General features: G+C 37.0%; 21 protein-coding genes and 1 rRNA gene. 11 read left to right on the top strand and 11 right to left on the bottom strand.

Features of this window, described 5'->3' with window-relative positions; translation table 11 throughout:
- Both A9G09_RS02235 and gmhB read right to left on the bottom strand, forming a co-directional pair.
- Positions 1-202 (bottom strand): 16S ribosomal RNA (locus A9G09_RS02235); the annotation flags it as partial.
- A gap of 756 nt (positions 203-958) precedes the next feature.
- Positions 959-1,495 (bottom strand): D-glycero-beta-D-manno-heptose 1,7-bisphosphate 7-phosphatase, encoded by a 537-nt coding sequence (gene gmhB / locus A9G09_RS02230; protein ID WP_065633290.1) that lies wholly within the window; start codon positions 1,493-1,495, stop codon positions 959-961.
- Between the two features lie 115 nt (positions 1,496-1,610).
- On the opposite strand from gmhB, the gene metN reads away from it, so the two are divergent.
- The 4 genes from metN (at position 1,611) to tsaA (ending at position 5,154) form a co-directional block, all read left to right on the top strand.
- Entirely contained in the window at positions 1,611-2,642 is a 1,032-nt protein-coding gene (gene metN / locus A9G09_RS02225; RefSeq protein WP_065633289.1) for a methionine ABC transporter ATP-binding protein MetN, read from the top strand.
- Positions 2,643-2,754: 112 nt separating this feature from the next.
- Positions 2,755-3,396 carry a methionine ABC transporter permease gene (locus tag A9G09_RS02220; protein ID WP_065633293.1) on the top strand — a complete coding sequence of 214 codons (642 nt, stop codon included), beginning with the start codon at positions 2,755-2,757 and terminating at the stop codon, positions 3,394-3,396.
- 14 nt (positions 3,397-3,410) lie between these two features.
- Entirely contained in the window at positions 3,411-4,310 is a 900-nt protein-coding gene (locus A9G09_RS02215) for a MetQ/NlpA family lipoprotein (protein ID WP_065633288.1), read from the top strand.
- Between the two features lie 124 nt (positions 4,311-4,434).
- A complete protein-coding gene (gene tsaA / locus A9G09_RS02210) occupies positions 4,435-5,154 on the top strand; it encodes a tRNA (N6-threonylcarbamoyladenosine(37)-N6)-methyltransferase TrmO (RefSeq protein WP_065633287.1) in 720 nt (239 codons plus the stop codon).
- A 294-nt stretch (positions 5,155-5,448) separates the two neighbouring features.
- Here tsaA and hslO read toward each other — a convergent pair whose 3' ends face one another.
- The 3 genes from hslO to A9G09_RS02195 all read right to left on the bottom strand — a co-directional run bounded on the left by hslO (position 5,449) and on the right by A9G09_RS02195 (position 8,374).
- Positions 5,449-6,321, bottom strand: coding sequence for an Hsp33 family molecular chaperone HslO (hslO, locus tag A9G09_RS02205; protein ID WP_065633286.1), 873 nt, complete (start codon positions 6,319-6,321; stop codon positions 5,449-5,451).
- Entirely contained in the window at positions 6,314-6,712 is a 399-nt protein-coding gene (hslR, locus tag A9G09_RS02200; RefSeq protein ID WP_141671509.1) for a ribosome-associated heat shock protein Hsp15, read from the bottom strand. Before hslR ends, hslO begins: the two co-directional genes overlap by 8 nt.
- Before the next feature lie 105 nt (positions 6,713-6,817).
- Entirely contained in the window at positions 6,818-8,374 is a 1,557-nt protein-coding gene (locus tag A9G09_RS02195; RefSeq protein WP_141671508.1) for a hypothetical protein, read from the bottom strand.
- A gap of 283 nt (positions 8,375-8,657) precedes the next feature.
- On the opposite strand from A9G09_RS02195, the gene greA reads away from it, so the two are divergent.
- A complete protein-coding gene (greA, locus tag A9G09_RS02190) occupies positions 8,658-9,134 on the top strand; it encodes a transcription elongation factor GreA (protein ID WP_065559646.1) in 477 nt (158 codons plus the stop codon).
- Positions 9,135-9,175: 41 nt separating this feature from the next.
- On the opposite strand, the gene yhbY is transcribed toward greA, so the two are convergent.
- Positions 9,176-9,469, bottom strand: a complete 294-nt coding sequence (gene yhbY / locus A9G09_RS02185) for a ribosome assembly RNA-binding protein YhbY (RefSeq protein WP_065633283.1) — start codon at positions 9,467-9,469, stop codon at positions 9,176-9,178.
- Between the two features lie 98 nt (positions 9,470-9,567).
- Between yhbY and rlmE the strand changes: the two genes are divergently transcribed.
- The 3 genes from rlmE to folP all read left to right on the top strand — a co-directional run bounded on the left by rlmE (position 9,568) and on the right by folP (position 13,171).
- Entirely contained in the window at positions 9,568-10,194 is a 627-nt protein-coding gene (rlmE, locus tag A9G09_RS02180; RefSeq protein WP_065633282.1) for a 23S rRNA (uridine(2552)-2'-O)-methyltransferase RlmE, read from the top strand.
- Positions 10,195-10,280: 86 nt separating this feature from the next.
- Positions 10,281-12,152: an ATP-dependent zinc metalloprotease FtsH gene (gene ftsH / locus A9G09_RS02175; protein WP_218837068.1), complete on the top strand. Its 1,872-nt coding sequence runs from the start codon at positions 10,281-10,283 to the stop codon at positions 12,150-12,152.
- Positions 12,153-12,334: 182 nt separating this feature from the next.
- A complete protein-coding gene (gene folP / locus A9G09_RS02170) occupies positions 12,335-13,171 on the top strand; it encodes a dihydropteroate synthase (RefSeq protein WP_065633281.1) in 837 nt (278 codons plus the stop codon).
- A 954-nt stretch (positions 13,172-14,125) separates the two neighbouring features.
- Here the strand turns inward: folP and ubiA are convergent.
- The 5 genes from ubiA to A9G09_RS02145 all read right to left on the bottom strand — a co-directional run bounded on the left by ubiA (position 14,126) and on the right by A9G09_RS02145 (position 19,664).
- Positions 14,126-14,965 carry a 4-hydroxybenzoate octaprenyltransferase gene (gene ubiA, locus A9G09_RS02165; RefSeq protein WP_065633280.1) on the bottom strand — a complete coding sequence of 280 codons (840 nt, stop codon included), beginning with the start codon at positions 14,963-14,965 and terminating at the stop codon, positions 14,126-14,128.
- A gap of 140 nt (positions 14,966-15,105) precedes the next feature.
- A complete protein-coding gene (locus A9G09_RS02160; RefSeq protein WP_065633279.1) occupies positions 15,106-15,669 on the bottom strand; it encodes a molecular chaperone TorD family protein in 564 nt (187 codons plus the stop codon).
- A gap of 68 nt (positions 15,670-15,737) precedes the next feature.
- Positions 15,738-16,577: a DmsC/YnfH family molybdoenzyme membrane anchor subunit gene (locus tag A9G09_RS02155; protein ID WP_065633278.1), complete on the bottom strand. Its 840-nt coding sequence runs from the start codon at positions 16,575-16,577 to the stop codon at positions 15,738-15,740.
- A gap of 1 nt (position 16,578) precedes the next feature.
- Positions 16,579-17,202, bottom strand: coding sequence for a DMSO/selenate family reductase complex B subunit (locus A9G09_RS02150; RefSeq protein WP_081297446.1), 624 nt, complete (start codon positions 17,200-17,202; stop codon positions 16,579-16,581).
- 11 nt (positions 17,203-17,213) lie between these two features.
- On the bottom strand, positions 17,214-19,664 hold the full coding sequence (locus A9G09_RS02145; protein WP_065633277.1) for a DMSO/selenate family reductase complex A subunit: 2,451 nt from the start codon (positions 19,662-19,664) through the stop codon (positions 17,214-17,216).
- Between the two features lie 234 nt (positions 19,665-19,898).
- Here A9G09_RS02145 and parE point away from each other — a divergent pair, with 234 nt between their 5' ends.
- Genes parE through djlA form a run of 3 tightly spaced genes read left to right on the top strand, consistent with a single transcriptional unit; the run spans position 19,899 to position 24,900 of the window.
- A complete protein-coding gene (gene parE / locus A9G09_RS02140; protein ID WP_065633276.1) occupies positions 19,899-21,788 on the top strand; it encodes a DNA topoisomerase IV subunit B in 1,890 nt (629 codons plus the stop codon).
- Positions 21,789-21,815: 27 nt separating this feature from the next.
- A complete protein-coding gene (gene parC / locus A9G09_RS02135) occupies positions 21,816-24,044 on the top strand; it encodes a DNA topoisomerase IV subunit A (RefSeq protein ID WP_065633275.1) in 2,229 nt (742 codons plus the stop codon).
- Position 24,045: 1 nt separating this feature from the next.
- On the top strand, positions 24,046-24,900 hold the full coding sequence (gene djlA / locus A9G09_RS02130) for a co-chaperone DjlA (RefSeq protein WP_065633274.1): 855 nt from the start codon (positions 24,046-24,048) through the stop codon (positions 24,898-24,900).
- Positions 24,901-24,912: the final 12 nt, after the last annotated feature.

Raw genomic sequence — 24,912 nt, 5'->3', positions numbered from 1 at the left:
GTCCCATGCTTTGGTCTCTCAACATTATGCGGTATTAGCAGTCGTTTCCAACTGTTGTCCCCCTCCATTCGGCAGATCCCCATACTTTACTCACCCGTCCGCCACTCGTCATCAAGTGCAAGCACTCATGTTACCGTTCGACTTGCATGTGTTAAGCCTGCCGCCAGCGTTCAATCTGAGCCATGATCAAACTCTTCAATTTAAAGTTTGATGCTCAATAACTGTCTCTGACATATTCAAATGAATCTTCAGTGTCACTTATCAAGACTTAATTTTTTGAGTCCGTAGACTTTTAATCTTTCGTCTCGCAAGTGCCCACACAGATTGTCTGTTTCTTCTTTTTAAAGAGCTGACAGCTTTAAATTTAACTAAACATTTTGTTGTTTTAGTTTGCTGTCTCAAGGGCTGCGTATACTACGCTACACCTTTTTATTCGTCAAGATCTTTTTTCAATATTTTTGATCTTGCTCTCTAACACCTTCTTCGTTTGTTTTTCACTAACGCCGTGTCAGTGGATGCGCATTATAGGCACTTTAAATTTTCCTGCAAGTATTTATTGCCACTTTTTTTCTGTTTGTGTTTTTTTTACACATTACGTATCAAAAACAAGCTATCTCTATACATTTTTTATTTAAAATCGCTTTGAGTATTACAATTAAAATTAAAAGAGTAAAAATTGAATCGAACTTATCATCATCCAATTTAGCTATTTTAAATACGACAGGACGTTCATGTGATAACAAAAACTAAAATAAAGTCAGTGATAACACCATATAATAGATTCTAGTATTAATATTGTTTATCTTGTCATTTGAATATCTCTTTCCTGATTAAGTCAGGATAACCAAAATGTAACCAACATTTATTTATTAATGCAGAGTTTCAAAATTAAAGTGATCACTGATAGTTATAACAATACAGTATTGTTTCAATGCTTTGTCTGAATTTACATCGTCTATCACAATTGTGATCTTATTTTACTTGGTAAATCAGCCAAGCTGTCAATTACCCAATCAGCTTGTGCTAATGCTTCTTCAGTAATAGCATCACCGGTTTTGACTAAAACTGTTTTTTTAACGCCTGCCTTTTTACCCGACAATAAATCAGAGACTCTGTCCCCAACCATATATGAACTTGCAATATCGATATTTAATTCCTTGGCTGCCGTTTGTATCATACCAGGACTCGGCTTACGACATTCGCATTTATCAATCAATGGATCGTGAGGACAATAATAGATTCCATCCAAATCCACTCCGCGATCTTGTAATGACCAATCCATCCATTCTGTTAATGTATTAAACTGTTCTTCCGTAAAGATATTTCTAGCTATACCTGATTGATTGGTCGTAATCACCAACAAAAAACCCATTTTTTTGAGCTCTTGCATGGCCTCTATAACTCCATCAATAAAATCAAATTTATCAATGGTATGAACATAATTATAATCGACATTAATCGTACCATCTCGATCCATAAAAATAGCAGGTTTCATGTTTACTTTTTTCCTTTTACTTAGGCGTTACACCAATGCATATAGCATATTATTGATTGACTTAGATGTCTAGACGTCTTAATATTCAGCTATCTACTCTTTGTCTATATATATTATGATACAATTACAGCATATTTCGAAAATATTTGAGCATAATAAGACCCCGATTCATGCTTTAAACGACATTTCCCTTTATGTTCCAAAAGGGAAAATCTATGGCGTTATTGGCAAATCAGGAGCGGGAAAAAGTACACTTATTCGATGCGTAAACCTACTTGAAAAACCAACCAGTGGCAAAATACTTTTTGATAACCAAGATATTACCCATTTATCTAATCGAAAATTAATTGAAGTACGCCGAAAGATTAGCATGATTTTTCAGCATTTTAATTTGTTATCATCTAGAACTGTATTCGATAACATTGCTTTTCCACTCGAACTAAATAAAACGCCTAAAAAGGTAATCAAGCAAAAAGTAAATGAGCTTATTGAACTTGTAGGTTTAAGTGAAAAGGCTGATGTCTATCCAGCTAATTTATCTGGTGGGCAAAAACAACGCGTCGCTATTGCTAGAGCGTTAGCCAGTGAACCTAAAGTATTATTATGTGATGAAGCGACTAGCGCATTAGATCCAGAAACAACACGCTCTATTTTAGCTTTATTAAAAGATATCAACCAAAAACTCGGTTTAACCATTTTATTAATCACTCATGAAATGGATGTGGTAAAACAAATTTGTGATCAAGTTGCCGTTATCAGTAATGGTAAATTAGTAGAACAATCATCGGTTGGCGAAATGTTTTCACACGCCAAAACTGATATTGCAAGGCAATTTATACAATCGACTTTACACTTAACTATCCCTGAGGATTATTTAGCAAGGCTATCACCTGAATATAAAGAAGGTTTAAATCCATTAGTAAGATTGGAATTTACGGGTGTTTCAGTTGATTTACCACTGTTATCCCAAATTGCTAAAGAGTTTGATATTGATAGTAACATTATCAGTGCTCAAATGGATTATGCTGGCGGTGTTAAGTTTGGATTAATGTTGACAGAAATGAAAGGCAAACCAAAAAGCACAGCATCAGCAATACAATTTTTAGAGAACAATAACACCAAAGTAGAGGTGCTAGGTTATGTTTAATTTTCTTCCTTCGTTTAAACCTTTTGAGTCATTATTTCGATTTTTAGCTGAACACGATTTTTGGGCAAACTTTGTGACTTTTTGCTCTTCTTTTAATGGCTTTAATGAAGCCATGTTATTCAAAATGGCACAAGCGACCGATGAAACCCTATACATGGTTATTTTGTCAGGTTTTTGGGGAACAGTTATTGGCTTACCGATAGGCATACTACTTTATACCACACGCAAAGGACAAATTTTAGATTGTTACTTAGCAAATAACGCTATTTCATTTATTACTAATGTATTTCGTTCCATACCATTTATTATTTTGATTGTCTGGATTATTCCTTTCACGACATTTCTTATGGGAACTTTTATTGGTAAACAAGCAGCAGTGGTACCACTGAGTATTGGTGTATCTCCTCTAATTGCACGAATGATCGAAAATGCCTTATTAGATGTACCAAAAGGATTAATCGAAGCAGCACGTTCAATGGGAGCAACACCATTACAAATAATTTATAAAGTTTTATTACCCGAATCATTACCTGTCATTGTTAACAGTATGACAATTACATTAATTACCCTAACTGGCTATATTGCTATGGCTGGTGCTGTTGGTGCAGGGGGACTTGGTCAATTAGCAATACAATATGGTTACAATGGTTATAAGCCTGCTATAATGAATACGGTTTTGATAATATTAATTATTATCGTATTTATTATTCAATTTATTGGCAATGCTATTGTAAAACGTGTTACTCATCATTAATTTTGGAGAAAATTATGTCTATTAAAAAGCTAGCACTTATCACTACTTTGGTGAGTGCATTTTTTTTAACGGGTTGTGATAATAAACAATCAAAAACAGAAGAAAATAAACCGGTAGAGCCTGTAAAAACTAACACGATTAAAGTTGGTGTGATTTCAGGTCCAGAACAAGAAGTTGCAGAAGTTGCTAAACAACAAGCTAAAGATCTTTATAACTTGGATGTAGAATTGGTTATTTTTAATGACTATGTCACGCCAAACCAAGCACTAAATGATGGCTTAATTGATGTTAACGCATTCCAACATAAACCTTATTTAGATGAACAAATGAAAGAACGTGGTTATAAATTAGCAGTAGTCGGCAACTCATTTGTTTATCCAATTGCTAGTTATTCACATAAATTAAAACCAATTGATAAATCAGCTGAAACTGGTGCCGGTGTGAAAGTAACCTCACCACGTGACGAAACCTTCTTTATTCCAGCTAGCTCAACGATAGCCATTCCTAACGATCCAACTAATTTAGGCCGTGCATTATTATTATTACAACACGAAGGCATGATTACGGTGGATAAATCAAAAGGACTACTACCAACAGTACTTGATATTACCAGCAATCCATATAATTATAAAATTGTTGAACTTGAAGCACCAATGTTACCGCGTTCATTAGATGACGCACAAGTTGACCTTGCCATTATTAATAACGCTTTTGCAGGACAAGCTAATTTAACACCAAGCAAGGATGGTATTTTTGTTGAAGATAAAGAATCACCTTATGTAAACATTATCGTATCACGTGAAGTAGATAAAGATAATGACAATGTCAAAAACTTTGTTAAAGCTTACCAAACAGATGCCGTAGCCCAAAAAGCAAATCAAGTATTTAATGGCGGCGCAATTCGTGGTTGGTAAAATCATAGCTAAAATATTATGATGTTTTTCCACCGACTTAACGTCGGTGGATGTTTTTAATATGTCGTAATAACTATTATAAAATGTATTTTACTCATGAGTTGTACCTATTAACTCAATTAATATGAAACAAATAATCAACCCAATAGGCATTATCCATTCACCTTATAGTGAAAAATTTGCTGTGCCTCGACAACCTAATTTAGTGACTGAAGGTCAAGGTGAACTGCATTTGTTACCACCTTACAATAACCCTGATGCAATTAAAGGATTAGAACAGTTTTCTCATCTTTGGCTTCTATTTCAATTTCATCAAATTGAATTAGACAAATGGCGTTTAACAGTGCGCCCACCTCGTTTAGGCGGAAATAAAACGTTAGGGGTGTTTGCAACCCGTTCTCCATTTAGACCCAACCATATTGGTTTATCAGCAGTAGCGTTGAAAGATATCGTTATAAAAAACAAACAAGTCATTTTAAAATTAGGTAGTGTTGATTTAGTAGATGGAACACCGGTTATCGATATCAAACCCTACTTACCTTATTGTGATAGTTATCCTGAGGCAATTGCCGGTTATGCTCAAGCGATGCCAGATAAAACCTTAACCGTTGAATTTTCAAAACAAGCACAGCAATCACTAAAATTATATCAACTGACATACCCTAATTTAGCGACATTAATTACTCAAGTTATTGCTCAAGATCCAAGGCCTGCATATAAACAAAAAAGTTTGAAAGAGCAGGATTATGGATTTAGACTTTATCACTTTAATATTAAGTGTAGAATTTCTGATAAACATGCCATAGTTGAAGATATTGATATAGAAAAAAACAACAAAACATAAATCGCATTACTGCCGTTATTATTATAAATTCTATACTAGAAACACTTTTAGTTTATTAAGTAAAAAGTAAACCACCTAAATTATTGATATTAAAGAAAATTAATAAGATATTTTTAGGTATTATTGTCATAAAAAGTTTTGTAAAGATTCTTTACAAAAATATCTGTCAAAACCGATAAAAGAGACTGACATAATTATACGAGTCTGGTAAATTAGAACTGGGTTTAATTTCCCTATATTTCACCTTACCACTAAAATTTTAACAAATTTTAGTGGTCCTTTTAGAAAGAAAAATCAATGATAATTGGTATGCTGTTTAGCTCTGATTTGTGCAATATCAATTGCATCAAATACGTAATGTTTTCCACAATAATCACAGTGAATATCAATTTTGCCACCATCTTCTTTTAGCATCTGATCTATTTCATTGGCAGGCAAAGTCATTAAGCTATCTTCACAACGTTCACGAGAACAACTACACTTAAATGTCACGTTATGTGTCTCAAATAATCGAACTTGTTCTTGATTATATAAACGATATAAAATTTCTTCAGTGGACAGTTCAAATAACTCATCACTAGTAATCGTTTGAGTTAAAGTACATAAATGCTCGAAAGAATCTGATGTATTTTCATTTCCTGGCAATATCTGCAATAAAATACCAGCAGCAACAGGTTTATTATTATAAACGCCTGTTTTGACAAATAAACGTGTTGGCAACTGCTCAGACTGCATGAAATAGTTTTCAATACAACCAATAAGCGTATCGCTTTCTAATCCAACAATACCTTGATAACGCTCACCATTTTTGGGGGTAATTGTAATAACAATATAACCATTACCAACCATTTCTTTAAGTGTTGCATTATTGGCAATATCAGACTTTACACGCGCAACTCCTCGAAGTTGTTGCTGATCATTACCATTTACAACCGCTAAAGATAAAGGACCATCGCCTTGTAATTGTACTGCGATATCACCCTCAAATTTTAGTGTAGCCGTTAACAAACTGGTTATCACCAGTAATTCACCTAATACTTTTTGTACAGCAACCGGATAAGTGTGATTATCTAAAATTGCCTGGTATGTCTGTTCAAGATGGGTGATTTCACCTCGAATAGCGTGATTATCAAATAAAAATCGATTTAAAGTATCCATATTAGTTATTTTCGCCTAGTTGTCTATCATATTTAAATTTAATCAAGTTACGTCGCTCTTTTTTATCCGGTTTCCGATCCGGATGTGGCATAGTTAATGCGTTAAGTTTACGTGCTTGCGCTATTGTTTCGCGTTTAGTAATACTTTCTTGCGTTTCTTGATAAAGTAATTGTGCCTCTGTAGCAGATCTACGCTGTTCAGTAATGGCTAATACTTGGATGGTCTTTTGATCAGAACCTTGTCGAAGAGTTAAAATTGCACCCACTTCAATAATTTTACTTGGTTTAGTGCGCTGTCCATTATAATGAACTTTACCACCGTCAACCATTTCTCGAGCTAATGAACGAGTTTTATAAAACCTTGCAGCCCACAACCATTTATCTAATCTAACTGGATTCATTACATCCTCATATACATTTTTCATCAAGTCAATCTGATACTAAACACTAGTCAGATATCAAATATCTTTACAGGGTATATAAGGATGTTTTTACTTAAATCAATATTATGGATTAATAATAAACTCGTTTTCATTAGACAATAAAGTGCCAGATAATTTAAATGGTGAAATACTACCGTGTAAATCTGCACTATAATTAATGGATTTAGGTGGTTCTTCTATTAATTTCCACTCTTTTAATAGTAAACTGGAGATATTATAGGCAGTTAAATGTAACGAGACAAATTCAGTTTGCGTTGGATCTATTGTCGCTATTGCTTCAACCATACCGCCACTCACTAACGAACTAAAACTGACTAAAGTTTGATCTTGAGCATCAAATTTAACAACAAGATCGGGATATTTAATATCAATTTCATTAATAGAGCCCAGTTCAGCTTTACAAAATAAGGTTCCAGCATAAATACCTAATTTTCTATCTTGAACTAAGACTACATTAGAGCCTGACATTTCAAAATTGATAAAAACAAATGGAAAATCTGAATTTTTATCAATTAACATACCAGGTAAAATGGTTAATTGATCCACTTCTACTCGGCTAAATAGATCGGGTAATAAGAATCCTTCTGATTTTGGCGGTACTTGGTAATTAACACCAGCTAATAATAATTTTTCTAAATGTAAGGCGTTATCGCTCCAACTACCAGTAAAATCAAGATTACCTTCATTCCAATTTGCCATCGCTTTTTGAATTTCAACTTGATTATTTTTAAACTGTAATTGTAACAATGCCGATGAAAATACCTCATCATGCCAAACTACACTCTCTGCACTCAAAGTAACATCACTATCATCTACTATCCATTGTTGATCATAGCGTAGGTTAGTTGCATCAATATTCCCTTTATCAATAGTTAATTCTGGAAGTTGAATACTACTATCGAACATAGTTAATTGGCGAATAACTAACTTAGGCAGTATTGCAGAATAGCGGTCATCCATCGATTTAAAATGAATCTTATTAATCTTCAACTGTTCAATATCCCAGCTATTATCCGCCATTATTTTCAATTTACTAACAAAAAAACCGTTATCAACATTACCACCTAAATTGGTAACAGTAATAATATTATTTCGATGAAAGCCTTGAATAAGTACCTTATCCATTGCCTGTTGATTCAACATAACTTGCTGTGCCGTCAAATCAAACTGATAGTCTCCCTCACCTTGCGAATTAAATGACTTAATGCCACCATTTAACTGGTTTAGTGATAATTTATCTTGGTTATTATTGAGGGGAATATTGATGTTGGTATCCACAAATTTTAACGTGTTGGCTGTAAAATTATAATCTTTAGCTGTTTGTGAATAATCAATCACACCTTCGAAAACAGTAATATAATTGAAATGATTTAACTGCCAAAGATTATCTTTATCAAATCCAACAACTAATTTTTGCACATTGACCAATTGCTGCTTTTCATTACTAATCACAACATCATCAAAAGATAGCTCGTATAAATTTGAAAACGAATGACTTACCTTACCAATAGAAATAGTATAGGGGCTTAATTTTGATAATTGTTGCCCAATTAAATTTGCACCAAAAGAAGTCTGCATTAAAAAATAAGGTAATAACAACACAAACCAAATGATAGACAAGACAATAATTATAGATAATCTTAATCGTCGCATAACATAAATAGACTAAATGTTTAAATTAAAATATTAATAATTACATTACGATAACCGATTTTAGCCAAAATAGCACCTGATTTCGATATAAATGATTTGTGGTCAGATCGGTTTTACAGTTAATATATAGCGATAGACATTGGTGTCTTTTAAAATAACATATACAAATACAATCACCACCTGCCACGCTTTTGATTAAGCGTTGGGCTTGTTATTTTTTATTTATTATCAGTAAAACGGGAGAGCAAAGATGAAACAAATCCCAATGACGGTAAAGGGAGCCGAATTATTACGCGCGGAATTGGAAGAGCTGAAAAATGTTAAACGACCACAAATTACAGCAGCTATAGCCGAAGCAAGAGCGCACGGGGATTTAAAAGAAAACGCCGAATACCATGCAGCCAGAGAACAACAAGGCTTTTGTGAAGGACGTATTCAAGAAATTGAAGGCAAGTTATCACAAGCACAAATTATTGATATTACCAAAGTGAAAAACACCGGACGTATAATTTTTGGTGCCACAGTAACAGTAATCAATGTTGATACCGACGAAGAGACAACTTATCGCATTGTAGGTGATGATGAAGCTGACTATAGGCAAAATCTGATTTCGGTCAACTCACCTATTGCCAGAGGTTTAATTGGCAAAGAAGATGGTGACACAGTCCAAATTAAAACACCGGGCGGTGATGTAGAATTTGATATTGTTAAAGTTGAATATATTTAGTAAAAACTCAATTGCAAAAAAACAGGGCTGTTGCCCTGTTTTTATTTTGGTAAAGTGATTTTCTTTTCATCACTTGGTCTAAAAATGGTAAAAATAGAGCCTACTTGCTGTACAGCTAGTGCCTTGGTTTCACGGATAATTGCATCGCAAATTAATTTTTTACTATCACGATCTTCAGCTGACACTTTAATCTTAATTAATTCATGAAAATTTAAAGCGCTTTCAATTTCAGCAAGAACACCTTCAGTAAACCCATTAGCACCAATCATCACAACAGGTTTTAGATGATGAGATTCACTTTTTAAATACTGTTTTTGTTTATTTGATAAATTCATTAATTTTTTATCACATTAAGTTGTAATTTTGCTATTCTACCCTTATATATATGAGTAATCAATTGAAGAAACCTTCTTACACTAAGGATTTATTAGCGGTGAGTAATAAAAAACGCTCGGCAAGTTCAACACGCTGGCTTAATGAACATTTCAAAGATCGCTTTGTACAACAAGCCCAAAAAAAGGGATTACGATCTCGGGCATGGTTCAAATTAGAAGAAATTCAAAAAAGTGACAAACTATTCAAACCTGGAATAACCGTTGTTGATTTAGGTGCAGCGCCTGGTGGTTGGTCACAATACGTAGCATCTCTAATTGGTAATAAAGGTCGCATTATTGCATGTGATTTATTACCCATGGATCCAATTGTCGGCGTTGATTTTTTGCAAGGTGATTTCCGTGATGAAGCTGTATTAAAAGCACTACTTGAACGCGTTGGTGATCAAAAAGTTCAAGTTGTGATGTCAGATATGGCGCCCAATATGAGTGGTCAACCCGCTGTTGATATTCCTCGAGCTATGTATTTAGTTGAACTCGCGCTTGATATGTGTCGCGACGTGCTTGCACCTAATGGTAATTTTATTGTCAAAGTATTCCAAGGTGAAGGTTTTGAAGAGTACCTAAAACAGGTACGCTCAATGTTTAAAACAGTCAAAATCCGTAAACCTGAAGCTTCACGGGCAAGATCCCGAGAAGTTTATATCGTTGCAATGGGTATGAAGTAGCCAGTTGTATAATTTTGTAGTACCATTGCTAAGTTAATTTTAGTCGTAACTGTTAATTTTTATGAGAGGTTTTTCTTTTGAACGACATGGTAAAGAATTTGCTGATCTGGGGAGTCATTGCGGTAGTATTGATTGCTGTATTTAATCAATTCAGCTCAGTATCCAATAGTGGTCCTCAAGTCAATTATACCCAATTCAACTCTGACATCACGAGTGGCAAACTTCAAGAGGTGCATATTAACGGACGTGAAATTGTTGCTACCACTAAAGGTAACGGCAGTTATGTCACCTACATCCCTTATTTTGATGAAAAATTAATGGATGATTTGGTATTAAACAAAGTTGCTGTTTATGGTAGCCCTGATGAAAAACCGAGTTTATTAGTTAATATTTTAATCTCTTGGTTTCCAATTATCCTATTAATTGGCTTCTGGATTTTTATCATGCGCCAAATGCAGGGGGGAGGCAAAGGCGGGCCAATGTCTGTTGGCAAAAGTAAAGCAAAAATGCTCACTCCAGATCAAGTCAAAACTAAGTTTACCGATGTTGCAGGTAGTGAAGAAGCGAAGCAAGAAGTCACCGAAGTCGTGGATTTTTTACGCGATCCTGGCAAATATCAAAAACTAGGTGGACGCATCCCAAAAGGTATTTTAATGGTTGGACCACCAGGTACCGGTAAAACGCTACTTGCCAAAGCTATCGCGGGTGAAGCCAATGTACCTTTCTTTAGTATATCGGGTTCTGACTTTGTCGAAATGTTTGTTGGTGTCGGTGCATCTCGTGTCCGCGATCTATTCGAGCAAGCTCGTAAACATTCGCCTTGTATCATTTTTATTGACGAAATTGATGCTGTTGGACGTAAACGTGGCGCAGGTTCAATGGGTGGTCATGACGAACGTGAACAAACCCTTAACCAAATGCTTGTTGAAATGGATGGTTTCGAAGCGAATAGTGGCATCATCATTATTGCGGCAACCAACCGTGTTGATATTTTAGATCCAGCATTACTTCGCCCAGGTCGTTTTGACCGCCAAGTACAAATTGGTTTACCGGACATGAAAGGCCGTGAACAAATTTTAGCCGTTCATGTACGTAAAGTTCCACTTGGTTCTGATGTCAATTTATCCGTTCTTGCACGTGGTACACCTGGTTATTCTGGTGCTGAACTAGCAAACCTTGTAAACGAAGCCGCACTATTTGCCGCGCGTCGTAATAAGCGCTTAGTCACCATGGACGAGTTTGAAGAAGCTAAAGATAAAATTAACATGGGTACTGAACGACGTTCATTAACCATGACTAAAGAACAGCTTATTTCTACTGCTTATCACGAAGCTGGTCATGCAATTATTGGTTATTTAATGCCTGATCATGATCCGATTCACAAAGTCACCATTATTCCACGTGGGCGTGCATTAGGGGTTACTTTCTTTTTACCTGAAGGCGATCGCGTTAGTGAAAGCCGTGAAAAATTAGAAGGTGACATTGCAACACTTTATGGTGGTCGGCTTGCTGAAGAACTTATTTACGGTGTTGATAAAGTATCAACCGGTGCATCTAACGATATTAAAGTCGCAACGCAATACGCCAGAGCGATGGTTACTCAGTGGGGCTTTTCTGATCGCTTAGGTCCGTTATTTTATGAAATGGATGATAACTCATCTTATGGTCGTCCTAAAGATATTTCAGACGAAACAGCACGTATCATTGATGAAGAAGTCAAAAAAATTATCGACCGTAATTTTGAACGTGCACGTAAAATACTGACTGAAAATATGGATGTACTTCACGCTATGAAAGATGCGTTAATGAAGTACGAAACTATTGGTGCTAAACAAGTTGCAGATTTAATTGCTCGTCGACCTATCACTGCGCCTGATGATTGGACAGAAAGTGACGAAAAAGCAGCAAATCAAATCCCAAATGAAGGAAGCGATACACCACCTCAATCAGAAAGTTAATCGACTTTAATAAAATATAACGCGCTACGGCGCGTTTTTTATCGATAATATTAAAATAACTATCTAATAAATAGGGCAAGAATAAAATCATAATCTGCATAAAATGCATGCAACAACTGTGCTCAAGAGTTTTCAATATCACACTAAAACATTATCAATAAAAATAGAATAAGGCTATAACCATGGAAATACGTTTTCAAAATCAAGTAATGGAGCTCTCTTATCCACAAGTGATGGGGATTGTAAATATGACACCAGATTCGTTTTCTGATGGCGGCAATTACAACAATCTTGATGATGCAATGCGTCGTGTCGATAACATGATCCAAGCCGGTGCCACATTCATTGATATTGGTGGAGAATCAACTCGACCAGGGGCGGCTGAAGTCTCGGTTGAAGAAGAACTCGATAGAGTGGTTCCTTTAGTTGAAAAAGTTGCCCGTTATTTTGATGTTTGGATTTCGGTTGATACCTCAAAACCACAAGTAATAACAGAATCGGCAAAAGCAGGTGCACACTTAATCAATGATATCCGTGCATTAACCGAACCTGGCGCAATTGAAGCAGCGTCCCAAACAGGATTGCCCGTTTGTATTATGCACATGCAAGGCGATCCAAAAACTATGCAAAATGCGCCACATTATGAACAAGATATCTATCAAGTAGTGGATGACTTTTTTGCTCAACATATTGATCGTTGCGTACAAGCAGGAATTGATCGACAAAAAATTATCCTCGATCCGGGCTTTGGTTTTGGTAAAACCTTGACGCATAATTATCGACTCTTAGCAACATTAGAAAAATTCCACCATTTTGACCTCCCTTTATTGGTAGGCATGTCACGTAAATCCATGATTGGACAAGTACTAAATGTACCACCACAACAGCGTATGCTAGGTAGTGTAACTTGTGCTGTCATTGCTGCAATGAAAGGTGCACACATTATTCGTGTCCATGATGTTAAAGAGACATTTGATGCACTACGAATTGTACAAGCAACATTAGCGGAACAAAAATGAAAAATGTTTATTTTGTGGTAGATGTAAAAATGTAAAATCTAGAGATTTTGGGTGTATACAAAAACGCATCCATTTCCTAAAAATTTTTAACCACGGATTGAGTTTTTTAGTTGGGTGTTGGTTTCAAACGTTTATGGTTTTGTGATTTTTTCTTTTTGGTGAAAACATCTGAGTTAGGGAATTTTTTGTCAAATCCCCCTAACCCTCCTCACAGCACAAGGACAAAGCGGTCTGCGACTTCGCTCCACCTTCGTGCGGTCTTACGCACCGTCGCTGATTTGCTCCTGATAGAACAGCGTCTTGCCAAATTCCCTATTTGGCATACTAACCGCTCTCAATTGTCGGCTCTTTGTAATTGCGCGAATATTATCTTTAATAAACGCCTTAGCTTATTGATGCAGAATTTTGCGATTTTTAAGATCCGATACTAAAATGCCACTCTTTCATTAAACTTTTCGACTGGAAATTAGATTCTTTCTTTATTTCAACGAGAGATTAATCAAGATACCAGTTTCCCATCTGAATGCTGCCGAGTAATGAAATTGACATAGAACATTCGGCAGAATGCTGAATGAGGCGAGAGCGCACAGAAAGTAGGATACGCCGGTTCGTTAAGTGACAATTTACGAAGCGAGGGCAGTCACGCAATGACCAGCATAAGGCGGGGACAACTTTTTATGGAAATCGCTCCGCGATGATGGCCTCGAAGAGGCAAGTATCATGGATGATACGAGTAGTTTGTAAAGCGGGATTTCCACCATTCCCGCTTTACTCGGACATTTTCACCAAAAAGAAAAAATCACTAAACCATTAATGCCCGAAATCTTACCATACAAAAAATCCTTAACTTCTTTTAAGAAGTTAAGAAATTAAAAAAACAAATTTGATTGATAAATAGAGACAATTACCGACAAGAAGTTTAAGGAAATATCCATATTTATGGATGAAAATCAATCAAACAAACCACTCACTGCAAAAAATCCCGACAAAAACCAATAATCCCACAGAATTATTATTCATAAACGCTTTAAAACAGTTGCTGCGTTGGCGTTGTTTGATTAATGTTTGTTGATAGATAAATAACATCAAGGCTAATGCTAACGCGCTATAGTATATAAACGATAAATGATTGATTAACCCAACAATAAATAAACAGAGTATGGTGATCATTTGTAACGCACCAATCATTAATTTGTCATAACAACCAAATAGAATTGCCGTTGATTTAATACCAATTTTTATATCATCATTTCGATCGACCATAGCATACTCAGTATCATAAGCGACCGTCCAGCTAATATTCGCTAAACAAAGTAACCAGCAAGTTAATGGAAATTGCTCGATGGTTGCCGCGTACACCATTGGAATGCTCCAACTAAATGCTAACCCCAAAATAACTTGAGGAAGATGAGTATAACGCTTCATGAAAGGGTAAATCATGGCGGTTAATAAAGCAAAACAGGCAATTAACCAAGTCAATTTGTTTAAAGTTAACAATAAACCAAGCGCTATCCCTAAAAGTAATACTAGTGTCCATAAAGCATTTTTGGCAGTTAATGCACCGCGTGCCAATGGGCGATTTTGGGTTCGTTCGACATGGGTATCAAAGTGACGATCGGCATAATCATTTACCACACAGCCAGCCGCCCGCATAACAATTACACCTAAAACAAATATCACCGAGACATAAGTATAAGGCTGCCCAGTCAGCCAAATTGCCCAAAGTGTGGGCCATAGTAATAATAAGGTACCAATTGGTCGGTCTAACCGCATCAGTTGTAAATAAGCTAACATAATTTGGTGTTTATCTAAAAAGTAATAGCAGGATTATACCGTTTCCCTTAAAAGCTGCAATGTACAACAACTTGCGTATCGGTCAGTAACATTAAGATTTAAAAGCAAGTTGTCATAATGAGTAAACAACACGACACAGCTCAGATTGAAATCATTTGTAAATATTGTTCAACAATGACTGCCAATGCTTGATAAAATTGGCTAATGCCATTATTTTTTAATTTGGCTAAATAGTTAGATGACCAAATTATTAGATGTTGATTAATCAATTGCCATGCGGCTTGTGGTTGATTTTTATCTAACAACATAGCAAATGCCATTAACATTAATCCAAACTGATCTTCCGGCTCATTCATACCGGTATTAAGGGTTATCCCGTGTTGCTGTAAAAACTGACGATAACGCTCTTGTGATTCGCCCATTAATAACTGTTCTTGATCTAAATAAACGGATCCCCAAGGGGGTGCAGGCATATCACCCTGCCCTTCAAATAACAAAGAAAATTGATAATCAAGATCTGTATTACTTATCTCTGTCATTAATGTTTGGCACTGCTGACTAATTAATGATGGATTTTGCCAATCAATAAGTTTATCAATATGTAATAAAGGATTAATCAGTGGCTGTACAATCTGGCTATTTGGCGAATAATAAAAAAAAGCACCTAACACTTTTGCCACCGTTGCGCATGCTAACTTATCCAAGTTATTCTATCCCTTAATTATCATTAGACGATTTTTTCATCTTGATGAGTAAAACTGTTTGTTACTTATTATAATGGAATTATCCATAAATTATAAAATACAATGCGCCCACAAATTTCAGCAACAAAAACACAAGCAAAAGCGAAAATCGACAAGACCATCGAATAATTTGCTCGCCAAATATTGATAATCACTAACAACAAGGCAACTAAGATTAAAGCACATTCACCAATCATCCAACCACTTTGCTGAGCGGTGAGTTCTGGCGTAATAGTTGCCATTAAATTAGCATAAGGTATTTTTAACAATAGGATTAACAATCCGCCAATAAAAAAAACAACACTGCCCAACCGTTTCAAACCCAACATAGCGCTTGCAATCCCACCTAAAGCAAACATAGCGGTATACATTTGCAAGGCAGTGTAATACGTATCCCATGTTTTGACTGTTGGTAACATATAGGTTAAAACAATGGTCCAAACAAACACTATGCTTAATAAAATTAGAACGGCTGATAGTAGACCATTTACATAAGGAATCTTATTTATCTTCGAACAAATAACTCTAAAGAATTTGAACTTATCATTAGTTGGACAACACGAAAAATAATTTAATACTACTGAAGCAAAGGTGACACCAAATAATACACCAAAGGTAAAAATTTCGTTACTCATCGGCGAGCGACCAATACCAAAAATCACATTTAATGCGCGTAAAGGATGCCCTAAATGGAAAGAAGCAATGATCATGCCTATCGCCATAAAAATCAGGCTGATAACATTAATTTTTTGAATAATAGATAATTTATCTTTTGTATGATTAACCAGATAATATAAGCTACTCAAAAACACCATACCAGCGGATAGTTGCCCAAACACCGTAAAAAACACTAGAGGTAATTCATGCATATTACACCTCCTCTGGATTGAGTATTTTACCCAAAGTATCACCCGAAGCTTTAGCTTGGGGATGTGGTTTAATCACGATATTAGGTTTTGTTAACTGAGCATCAGGTAATGGCGCAATATTACGTTCTTCACCATAGCGCTCACGTAATTTATCGATTTGGTCAAAATCTAATGCACGTTGTGGACAAGACTCTACACATACTGGTTTTAGCCCCTCGGCCACACGTTCATAACAACCATCGCATTTTGACATCACCCGTTTTTGGTGATCATACTGAGGTGCACCATATGGACAGCGCATTTCACAATAGCGGCACCCTATGCACACATCTTGATTAACCACAACTAAACCATCTTCCTTGCGTTTATGCATCGCACCGGTTGGGCAACCTTGCACGCAAGTTGGTTGCTCACAATGATTACATGAAATGGATAAATAATAGGTAAAAGTATCATTTTGCCAAATACCATCAACTTGCTGCCATGAACCACCGCCATATTCATATACGCGGCGATAATGAACACCGAGCGCATTATCCTTTTCATCTTTACAACTTAATTGGCAAGTTTTACAACCAGTACACTTGGCAGAGTTAATATAAAATCCAAATTGCATTTTGCTCATCCCCCTATTACCTATGATGTCAATGACATCACCGACAATGGTTTAATCTCAACCAAATTGGTGTGCTGTGGATTCGATTTAGCCAGAACTGAAGGCCGCATAGAAGTTAAGCGATTCACACAACCACCAATATCAATGCCGGCCGCATTAGTTTTAGCCCATAATCCTTGCGGAATAGCAATCACGCCAGGTAATATTCTTGGTGTAACTTTAACGGGAATATAAAGTCGTCCTCGGTCATTAAAAACTTCAACAAGTTGACCATGCTTAATTTGACGTTGCTCTGCATCTAGTGGATTGATCCATATACTGCTTGCTACAGCTTCACGTAATTGAGGTAAATTACTATAACTTGAGTGACAATGACCTTTAATATGAAATCCTATCATTTGTAACGGATATTTTTGCCGCATAGCTATATCTTCACTCCCCTCAATAGCGGGTAGATAAGCTGGAATTGGGTAAAGCATATCCTGCTCATCAAACTCCCACTGACCGGCTATCTTAGCTAATGCTTCAGAATAGATTTCTATTTTACCGGACGGCGTATTTAATGGCTGATTAATCGGATCATCTCGAAAATCTTTTAACGCGATTTGTGCATCACTATCAGCTAATTTACGGTCAATCACACCCATCCCATCAGTGTCAGCAAAAGGGGGTAAATCGGGATTTTGCTTGCGCATTCTTTCATAGCTATAAGCTATCCACTCATCTTGAGTTCGCCCTTGCGTAAATTTATCTTTAACGCCCATTTTTTCAGCCAATTCAGTCAAAACCTCATATGCAGGGCGATTTTCCCATAATGGCTTAATAGCGCGCTGCATTCGAATAAAATAGTGATAAGCACCCGTTGCATAAGAATTATTGATAAGATCATTGCTTTCAACCGATGATACATCAGGTAGCAATAAATCAGCATATCGTGCCGATGCAGTCATATGGGTATCCCACACTAAAATAAATTCACATTTTGATTCATCTTGTAAAATTTGATGGGTTTGATTGAGATCAGCATGCTGATTGCCAATTACATTACTGGCATAACTCCATAAGAATTTGATACCCACATCGAGTTTATCTTTACCCAGTATATAAGAGTTTTTAGCAGTCATGCTATTTGGATCTGCAATAGCTTTCGTCCATAAAAAGAAAGGAATACTGGTTTTAATCGGATTTAAAAGGTTTAAACCTGGAACAGGATAAGTCACACTCCCTCCCCATGTTCCAATATTAGTACCACGTTTACCAAATTGACCTGTAATAATTGGTAATAACATAATTGCACGAGCCGTATGCTCACCATTTTGCCAGCGTTGAGCCCCCCAACCTTGAGAGATCCAAGCTGCTTTAGCATTGACAATATCAAGTGCAAGTTGCCGAATTTTTGCAGCAGGAATACCGGTCTTTTTCGCTGCCCATTCAGGGGTTTTAGCCGTTCTATCATCCCCCAAACCTAAAATATACGATTTATAATCACTAAAAGGCGGCGCAGAATCAGGCAAAGTGTCAGCATTCCACCCCACACAATATCGATTAAGCATTGCCTCATCAATTTTATCTTCTTCCAGTAAAGCATAGCCAATTGCGGCAACTAATGCAGCATCGGTACCGGGAATAATTGGTATCCACTCGGCATTATAACCAACCACACTTTCACTACGCCTAGGATCGATAATAATTACTCGAGCGTTGCTTTGTGCTAATGCATTAAACAGCTCTGTAACTTGCCCACCGCCCGACATTCGCGTTTCGGCAACATTATGACCAAACATCACAACTAAATCAGAATGCTTTATTTGATCCAATAATGAATCTTTAGCATTACCATAAATATAAGGTTGAATGGCGGTTATCTGCCCACTTGAGTAATCACCATGATAATTAAGAAAGCCGCCAATACTGCTTAAAAATCGCTTACAGACATTACGCCCAGAAAGATTGGCACCCGTCGTGCCTGTGCCATATTGATAATAGATAGCCTCATTACCATATTGGTTGATGGTATATTTAAGTTTATCTGCAAGAAGATTAATGGCTTGGTCCCATGAAATGCGTTTAAATTTACCTTCACCTCGTTTACCGATACGGAGCATGGGATATTTTAAACGCTCAGGATCATAAGTTCGCCAACGAACAGCTCGACCTCGCAGGCAAGGACGGATTTGATGCAATCCAAAGGCTGGTTCGTTAATACCGTCTTCCGATGAAATTTTAGTAATAATGTCATTTTTTACATGTACTTTTAATGGACATCGACTACCACAATTAACTAAACAAGCACTATAAAAAATCTTCTCATCATTAGTAGGATTTGGTGCTAAACTATTTTCAGTTGTTGGATTAGGCTCGGCATAGGCAAATGGTAATTGAAAATTATTTGCGAGTGCAGCAACGCTCCCGACAGCGAGCGATTTTTGCAAAAAGTCGCGTCGAGTAATTTTATTTTCTGACTTGCTCATCTTATTCCCTTAATTTTTGTGTGGGATTTATCTATCATAATACTAAAAGTGTAATAAAAAAACTGAGAAATAGGAAAAAAACAAATTAACTTCAAATAAATTAATATAATAAAAATCATTATCAAATAACGCAGCTTTAAAAAACGTATTTTCAAATAAGCATAAATTTAATTTCATACATCTTAATGAAAGATTGGTATAATACCCCCATTTATCCGGATGAATAGAAAAATTATGTCACAATCCACATATAATGCCGTTGATATTGAAGTCCTAAAAGGACTTGATCCTGTCCGTCACCGACCAGGGATGTACACGGATACTACCCGTCCAAACCATTTAGGGCAAGAGGTCATTGATAACAGTGTTGATGAAGCAATAGCGGGACATGCCAAACAAGTTAAAGTCACACTTTATGAAGATAACTCATTAGAAGTGATTGATGATGGTCGCGGAATGCCGGTTGATATTCACCCTGAAGAAGGCGTTCCAGCGATTGAACTATTACTGTGCCGTTTACATGCAGGGGGTAAATTCTCTAATAAAAATTACCAATTTTCTGGTGGTTTACATGGGGTAGGTATCTCGGTAGTTAACGCTTTATCAAAGCGTGTAGAAGTCACCGTTAACCGTGATGGGCAAGTGTATCAAATCGCGTTTGAAAATGGTGATAAAGTCGAGGATTTACATGTTATTGGTACATGTGGTCGTCGTAATACAGGGACCAAGGTTCATTTTTGGCCTGACGAAAAATATTTCGACTCACCAAGGTTTTCTGTACCACGTTTAACGCACCTATTGAAGGCCAAAGCTGTACTTTGCCCCGGTCTTGAAATCATTTTTAAAGATAAGATCAACAATACCGAGCAACGCTGGTGCTATCAAGACGGTTTAAAAGATTACCTAATGGAATCAGTGAGTGGTTACACGCTTTTACCAGAAGAGCCCTTTACTGGTAGCCATAATGGTGAAACTGAAGCAGTTGAATGGGCGCTACTTTGGATGCCTGAAGGCGGTGAACTGTTAACTGAAAGTTACGTTAACTTAATTCCAACGGTTCAAGGCGGTACTCACGTAAATGGTCTACGCCAAGGTCTGCTCGATGCAATGCGTGAATTTTGTGAATTTCGTAACCTATTACCACGAGGTTTAAAACTCACTGCCGATGATATTTGGGAACGCTGCGCTTATGTACTGTCGGTAAAAATGCAAGAACCTCAGTTTGCCGGCCAAACCAAAGAACGCCTTTCATCAAGACAAAGCGCTGCATTCGTTTCGGCAATTGTTAAAGATGCCTTTAGCCTTTGGTTAAATCAACATGTACAAGTCGCTGAATTACTGGCTGAAATGGTCATTTCAAGTGCGCAAAAACGCCTACGAGCATCAAAAAAAGTTATTCGTAAAAAGCTCACAAGCGGTCCTGCTTTACCGGGTAAATTGGCCGATTGTTCTTCACAGGATTTAAGCCGAACCGAACTCTTTTTAGTGGAAGGGGATTCTGCGGGAGGTTCAGCAAAACAGGCTCGAGACCGTGAATATCAAGCGATTATGCCGTTAAAAGGTAAAATCTTAAATACTTGGGAAGTCTCATCAGACGAGGTCTTAGGTTCACAAGAAATCCATGACATTTCGGTCGCTATTGGTATTGATCCCGACAGTGATGATTTGAGTCAATTACGATATGGTAAAATCTGTATTTTAGCTGATGCCGATTCCGATGGATTACATATAGCTACGCTGCTTTGTGCGCTTTTTGTTCGCCATTTTAAAGCCATGGTAGAACATGGGCATGTCTTTGTTGCCATGCCGCCACTCTATCGTATCGATCTTGGTAAAGAAGTTCACTATGCCCTAGATGAAGAAGAAAAAGAAGGGATTTTAGATCAGTTAAAACGTAAAAAAGGCAAACCAAATGTCCAACGTTTTAAAGGTTTAGGTGAAATGAATCCACTGCAACTACGTGAAACAACGATGGATCCGAATACTCGCCGTTTAGTTCAGTTATCATTAGATAATTCCGAAGAAACAATGGCATTAATGGATATGCTACTTGCGAAAAAACGCTCAGAAGATCGCCGTGAATGGTTACAAGAAAAAGGTGACCAAGTCCAACTTGATGTCTAACATAAAGAATGATTTAGAGGAACAATAATGAGTGAGATAACTCATGACGGAGTAGAAGTTCAATCGCTACGTACCTTTACTGAAAGCGCTTATTTAAACTACTCGATGTATGTCATTATGGATCGTGCACTGCCATTTATTGGTGACGGTTTAAAACCAGTGCAACGACGTATTGTTTATGCCATGTCAGAATTAGGGCTTAATGCTCAAGCTAAATTTAAAAAATCAGCGCGTACCGTTGGTGATGTTTTAGGTAAATATCACCCACATGGTGATAGCGCCTGTTATGAAGCAATGGTATTAATGGCTCAGCCATTTTCCTACCGTTATCCTTTAGTTGACGGACAAGGTAACTGGGGTGCGCCAGATGATCCCAAATCCTTTGCCGCTATGCGTTATACCGAATCACGCTTATCGAAATATGCTGAACTGCTATTAGGCGAGTTAGGGCAAGGCACGGTCGATTATACCCCTAACTTTGATGGTACATTACAAGAGCCGAAAATGTTACCGGCTAGATTACCCAATATCTTATTAAATGGTACCACCGGTATTGCAGTAGGGATGGCAACTGACATACCACCGCATAATATCCGTGAAGTAGCTAATGCCGCTATTATGTTAGCTGATAATCCTAAAGCAACACTGAGTGAAGTGATGGCTCACATTCAGGGGCCGGATTTTCCAACTGAAGCCGAGATTATCACCTCACCAGAAGATATTGCAAAGATTTATCAAACTGGACGTGGATCAATTCGCATGCGTGCCGTTTGGAAAAAAGAAGACGGTGATATTGTTATTACTGATCTACCACACCAAGTTTCAGGTGCAAAAATATTAGAACAAATCGCCGCACAAATGCGAGCAAAAAAACTGCCGTTAATTGAAGATTTACGTGACGAGTCAGATCATGAAAATCCAACGCGTCTAGTGATTGTTCCTCGGTCCAATCGCGTTGATTTAGAACAAGTGATGAATCATCTATTTGCGACAACCGATCTGGAAAAAAGCTATCGTGTTAATATGAACATGATTGGGCTTGATAACCGCCCAGCAGTGAAAGGCTTAGTTGAAATTCTTACCGAATGGTTAGAGTATCGCCGTAATACCGTAACCAGACGTCTAAACTATCGTTTAGACAAGGTTTTAAAACGCCTTCATATTTTAGATGGTTTATTAATAGCTTTTTTAAATATTGATGAAGTTATTGAAATTATTCGGCATGAAGACGATCCAAAAGAAGAATTGATTAAACGATTTGCCTTGAGTGAAACACAAGCAGAAGCGATTTTAGAGTTAAAACTGCGTCATTTAGCAAAATTAGAAGAGATGCGTATTAAAGGCGAACAAGCTGATCTAGCTAAAGAACGCGATCAACTACAAGCTCTACTTGACTCACCAAGAAAACTCAGTAATTTAATCAAAAAAGAGTTACAGCAAGATGCTGAAAAGTATGGCGACGATCGCCGTTCGCCAATTGTTGAACGTAGTGAAGCTAAAGCGATTACCGAACAAGAATTAACACCGTCAGAACCTGTTACTATTGTGCTGTCCGAAATGGGCTGGGTAAGAGCGGCTAAAGGGCATGATATCGATCCAGTTGGGCTAAGTTATAAAGCGGGAGACAGCTTCAAAGCAGCAGCCAAAGGTAAAAGTAATCAACCAGTTGTCTTTATTGATTCAACTGGTCGCAGCTACGCTATTGAACCCAATACATTACCATCCGCTCGAGGTCAAGGCGAACCGCTTACCGGAAAATTGGCACTCCCTGCTGGGGCAATAGTTGAACATGTCCTTATGTCAGCTAACGAAAATCAAAAATTATTACTGGCATCAAGTGCAGGTTATGGTTTTATTTGTCAATTTAGTGATTTAGTTGCGCGCAATCGTAATGGTAAAGCTATCATTAATTTATCTAATCAGGCTCAGGTATTACCACCTATTGAAATTACTGATGAAGAAAGCTTACTGTTATCCATCACAAAAGCAGGACGCATGCTAATTTTTCCGGTAAAAGACTTACCCGAATTAGCCAAAGGCAAAGGTAACAAAATTATTTCACTTGCCGGTAGTGATGATAGTTTAGCGTATATGATGTTAATCACACCAACAACATCAATAACCTTACATGTTGGTAAACGCAAACTAACGCTTTATCCTGCTGATTTACAAAAATTTACTGCAGAACGCGCGCGTAAAGGTAGTGCTTTACCTCGCGGACTACAAAAAATAGATCGAATTGAGGTGAACGAATAATATGTCTTTTATTTGGGCGATTATTACAGGCTTTGTGTTAAGCATTGTCTTAAAAACAAGTTGGGGTTTTATACTGGGTCTTTTTATTGGCCCAATGCTTTATCAAGCATTTTGTAATAAATTAACCAATCAACGAACCCAAGCAAATCCAACGCTCTATCTAACCGTTGTTTTTGAAGTATTGGGACATTTAAGTAAAGCTAAAGGTGTGGTGACCCAAGATGATATCAATCTGGCTCGCCAATTTATGGATAGATTACAACTTGATAGTAACAGCCGCCAGTTAGCTCAAGAATCATTCAATCGCGGCAAAGCTAGTGATTACCCACTACGTTCACGTCTGGCTGAGCTCTATGCACAATACCGTTACCGACGTAATGTGTTAAATATTTTTTGTGAACAACTCATTCAAGCCGCGCTGGTTGATGGTCAATTGGATGATAAAGAGTTAGAAATTCTTTTTATTGTAGCAGATGAATTTAATATACCTCGTCAGCAAATGGCGGCGTATATCAAAATGATGATGGCAAGCTATCATTTTGGTCAAAATAGTCATGGTTACTCACAAAATCAATATAACCAACATAGTCAATATAATCAGGGTAATAATTATGGCGGTTACCAAGGTCGCTCGACTCAATCAGATTTGCAAAATGCTTACAAAATTTTGGGCGTTGAGACGACAGCTGAAATCTCAGAAATTAAACGCGCTTATCGTAAATTAATGAATGAGCATCATCCAGATAAACTGGTATCAAAAGGTTTACCGAAAGAGATGTTAGAAGCCGCTAAAAAACGTGCGCAAGAAATTCAAGCCGCTTATGATCTTATTAAAGCATCCCGAGGATTTAAGTAGAGACTATCATTA

Source organism: Gilliamella sp. wkB292, assembly GCF_001690235.1.
In the GTDB taxonomy this organism is placed as follows: domain Bacteria; phylum Pseudomonadota; class Gammaproteobacteria; order Enterobacterales; family Orbaceae; genus Gilliamella; species Gilliamella apicola_F.
Note: the sequence above shows the minus strand (reverse complement) of the source record. Positions and strands in the feature narration are given on the sequence as shown.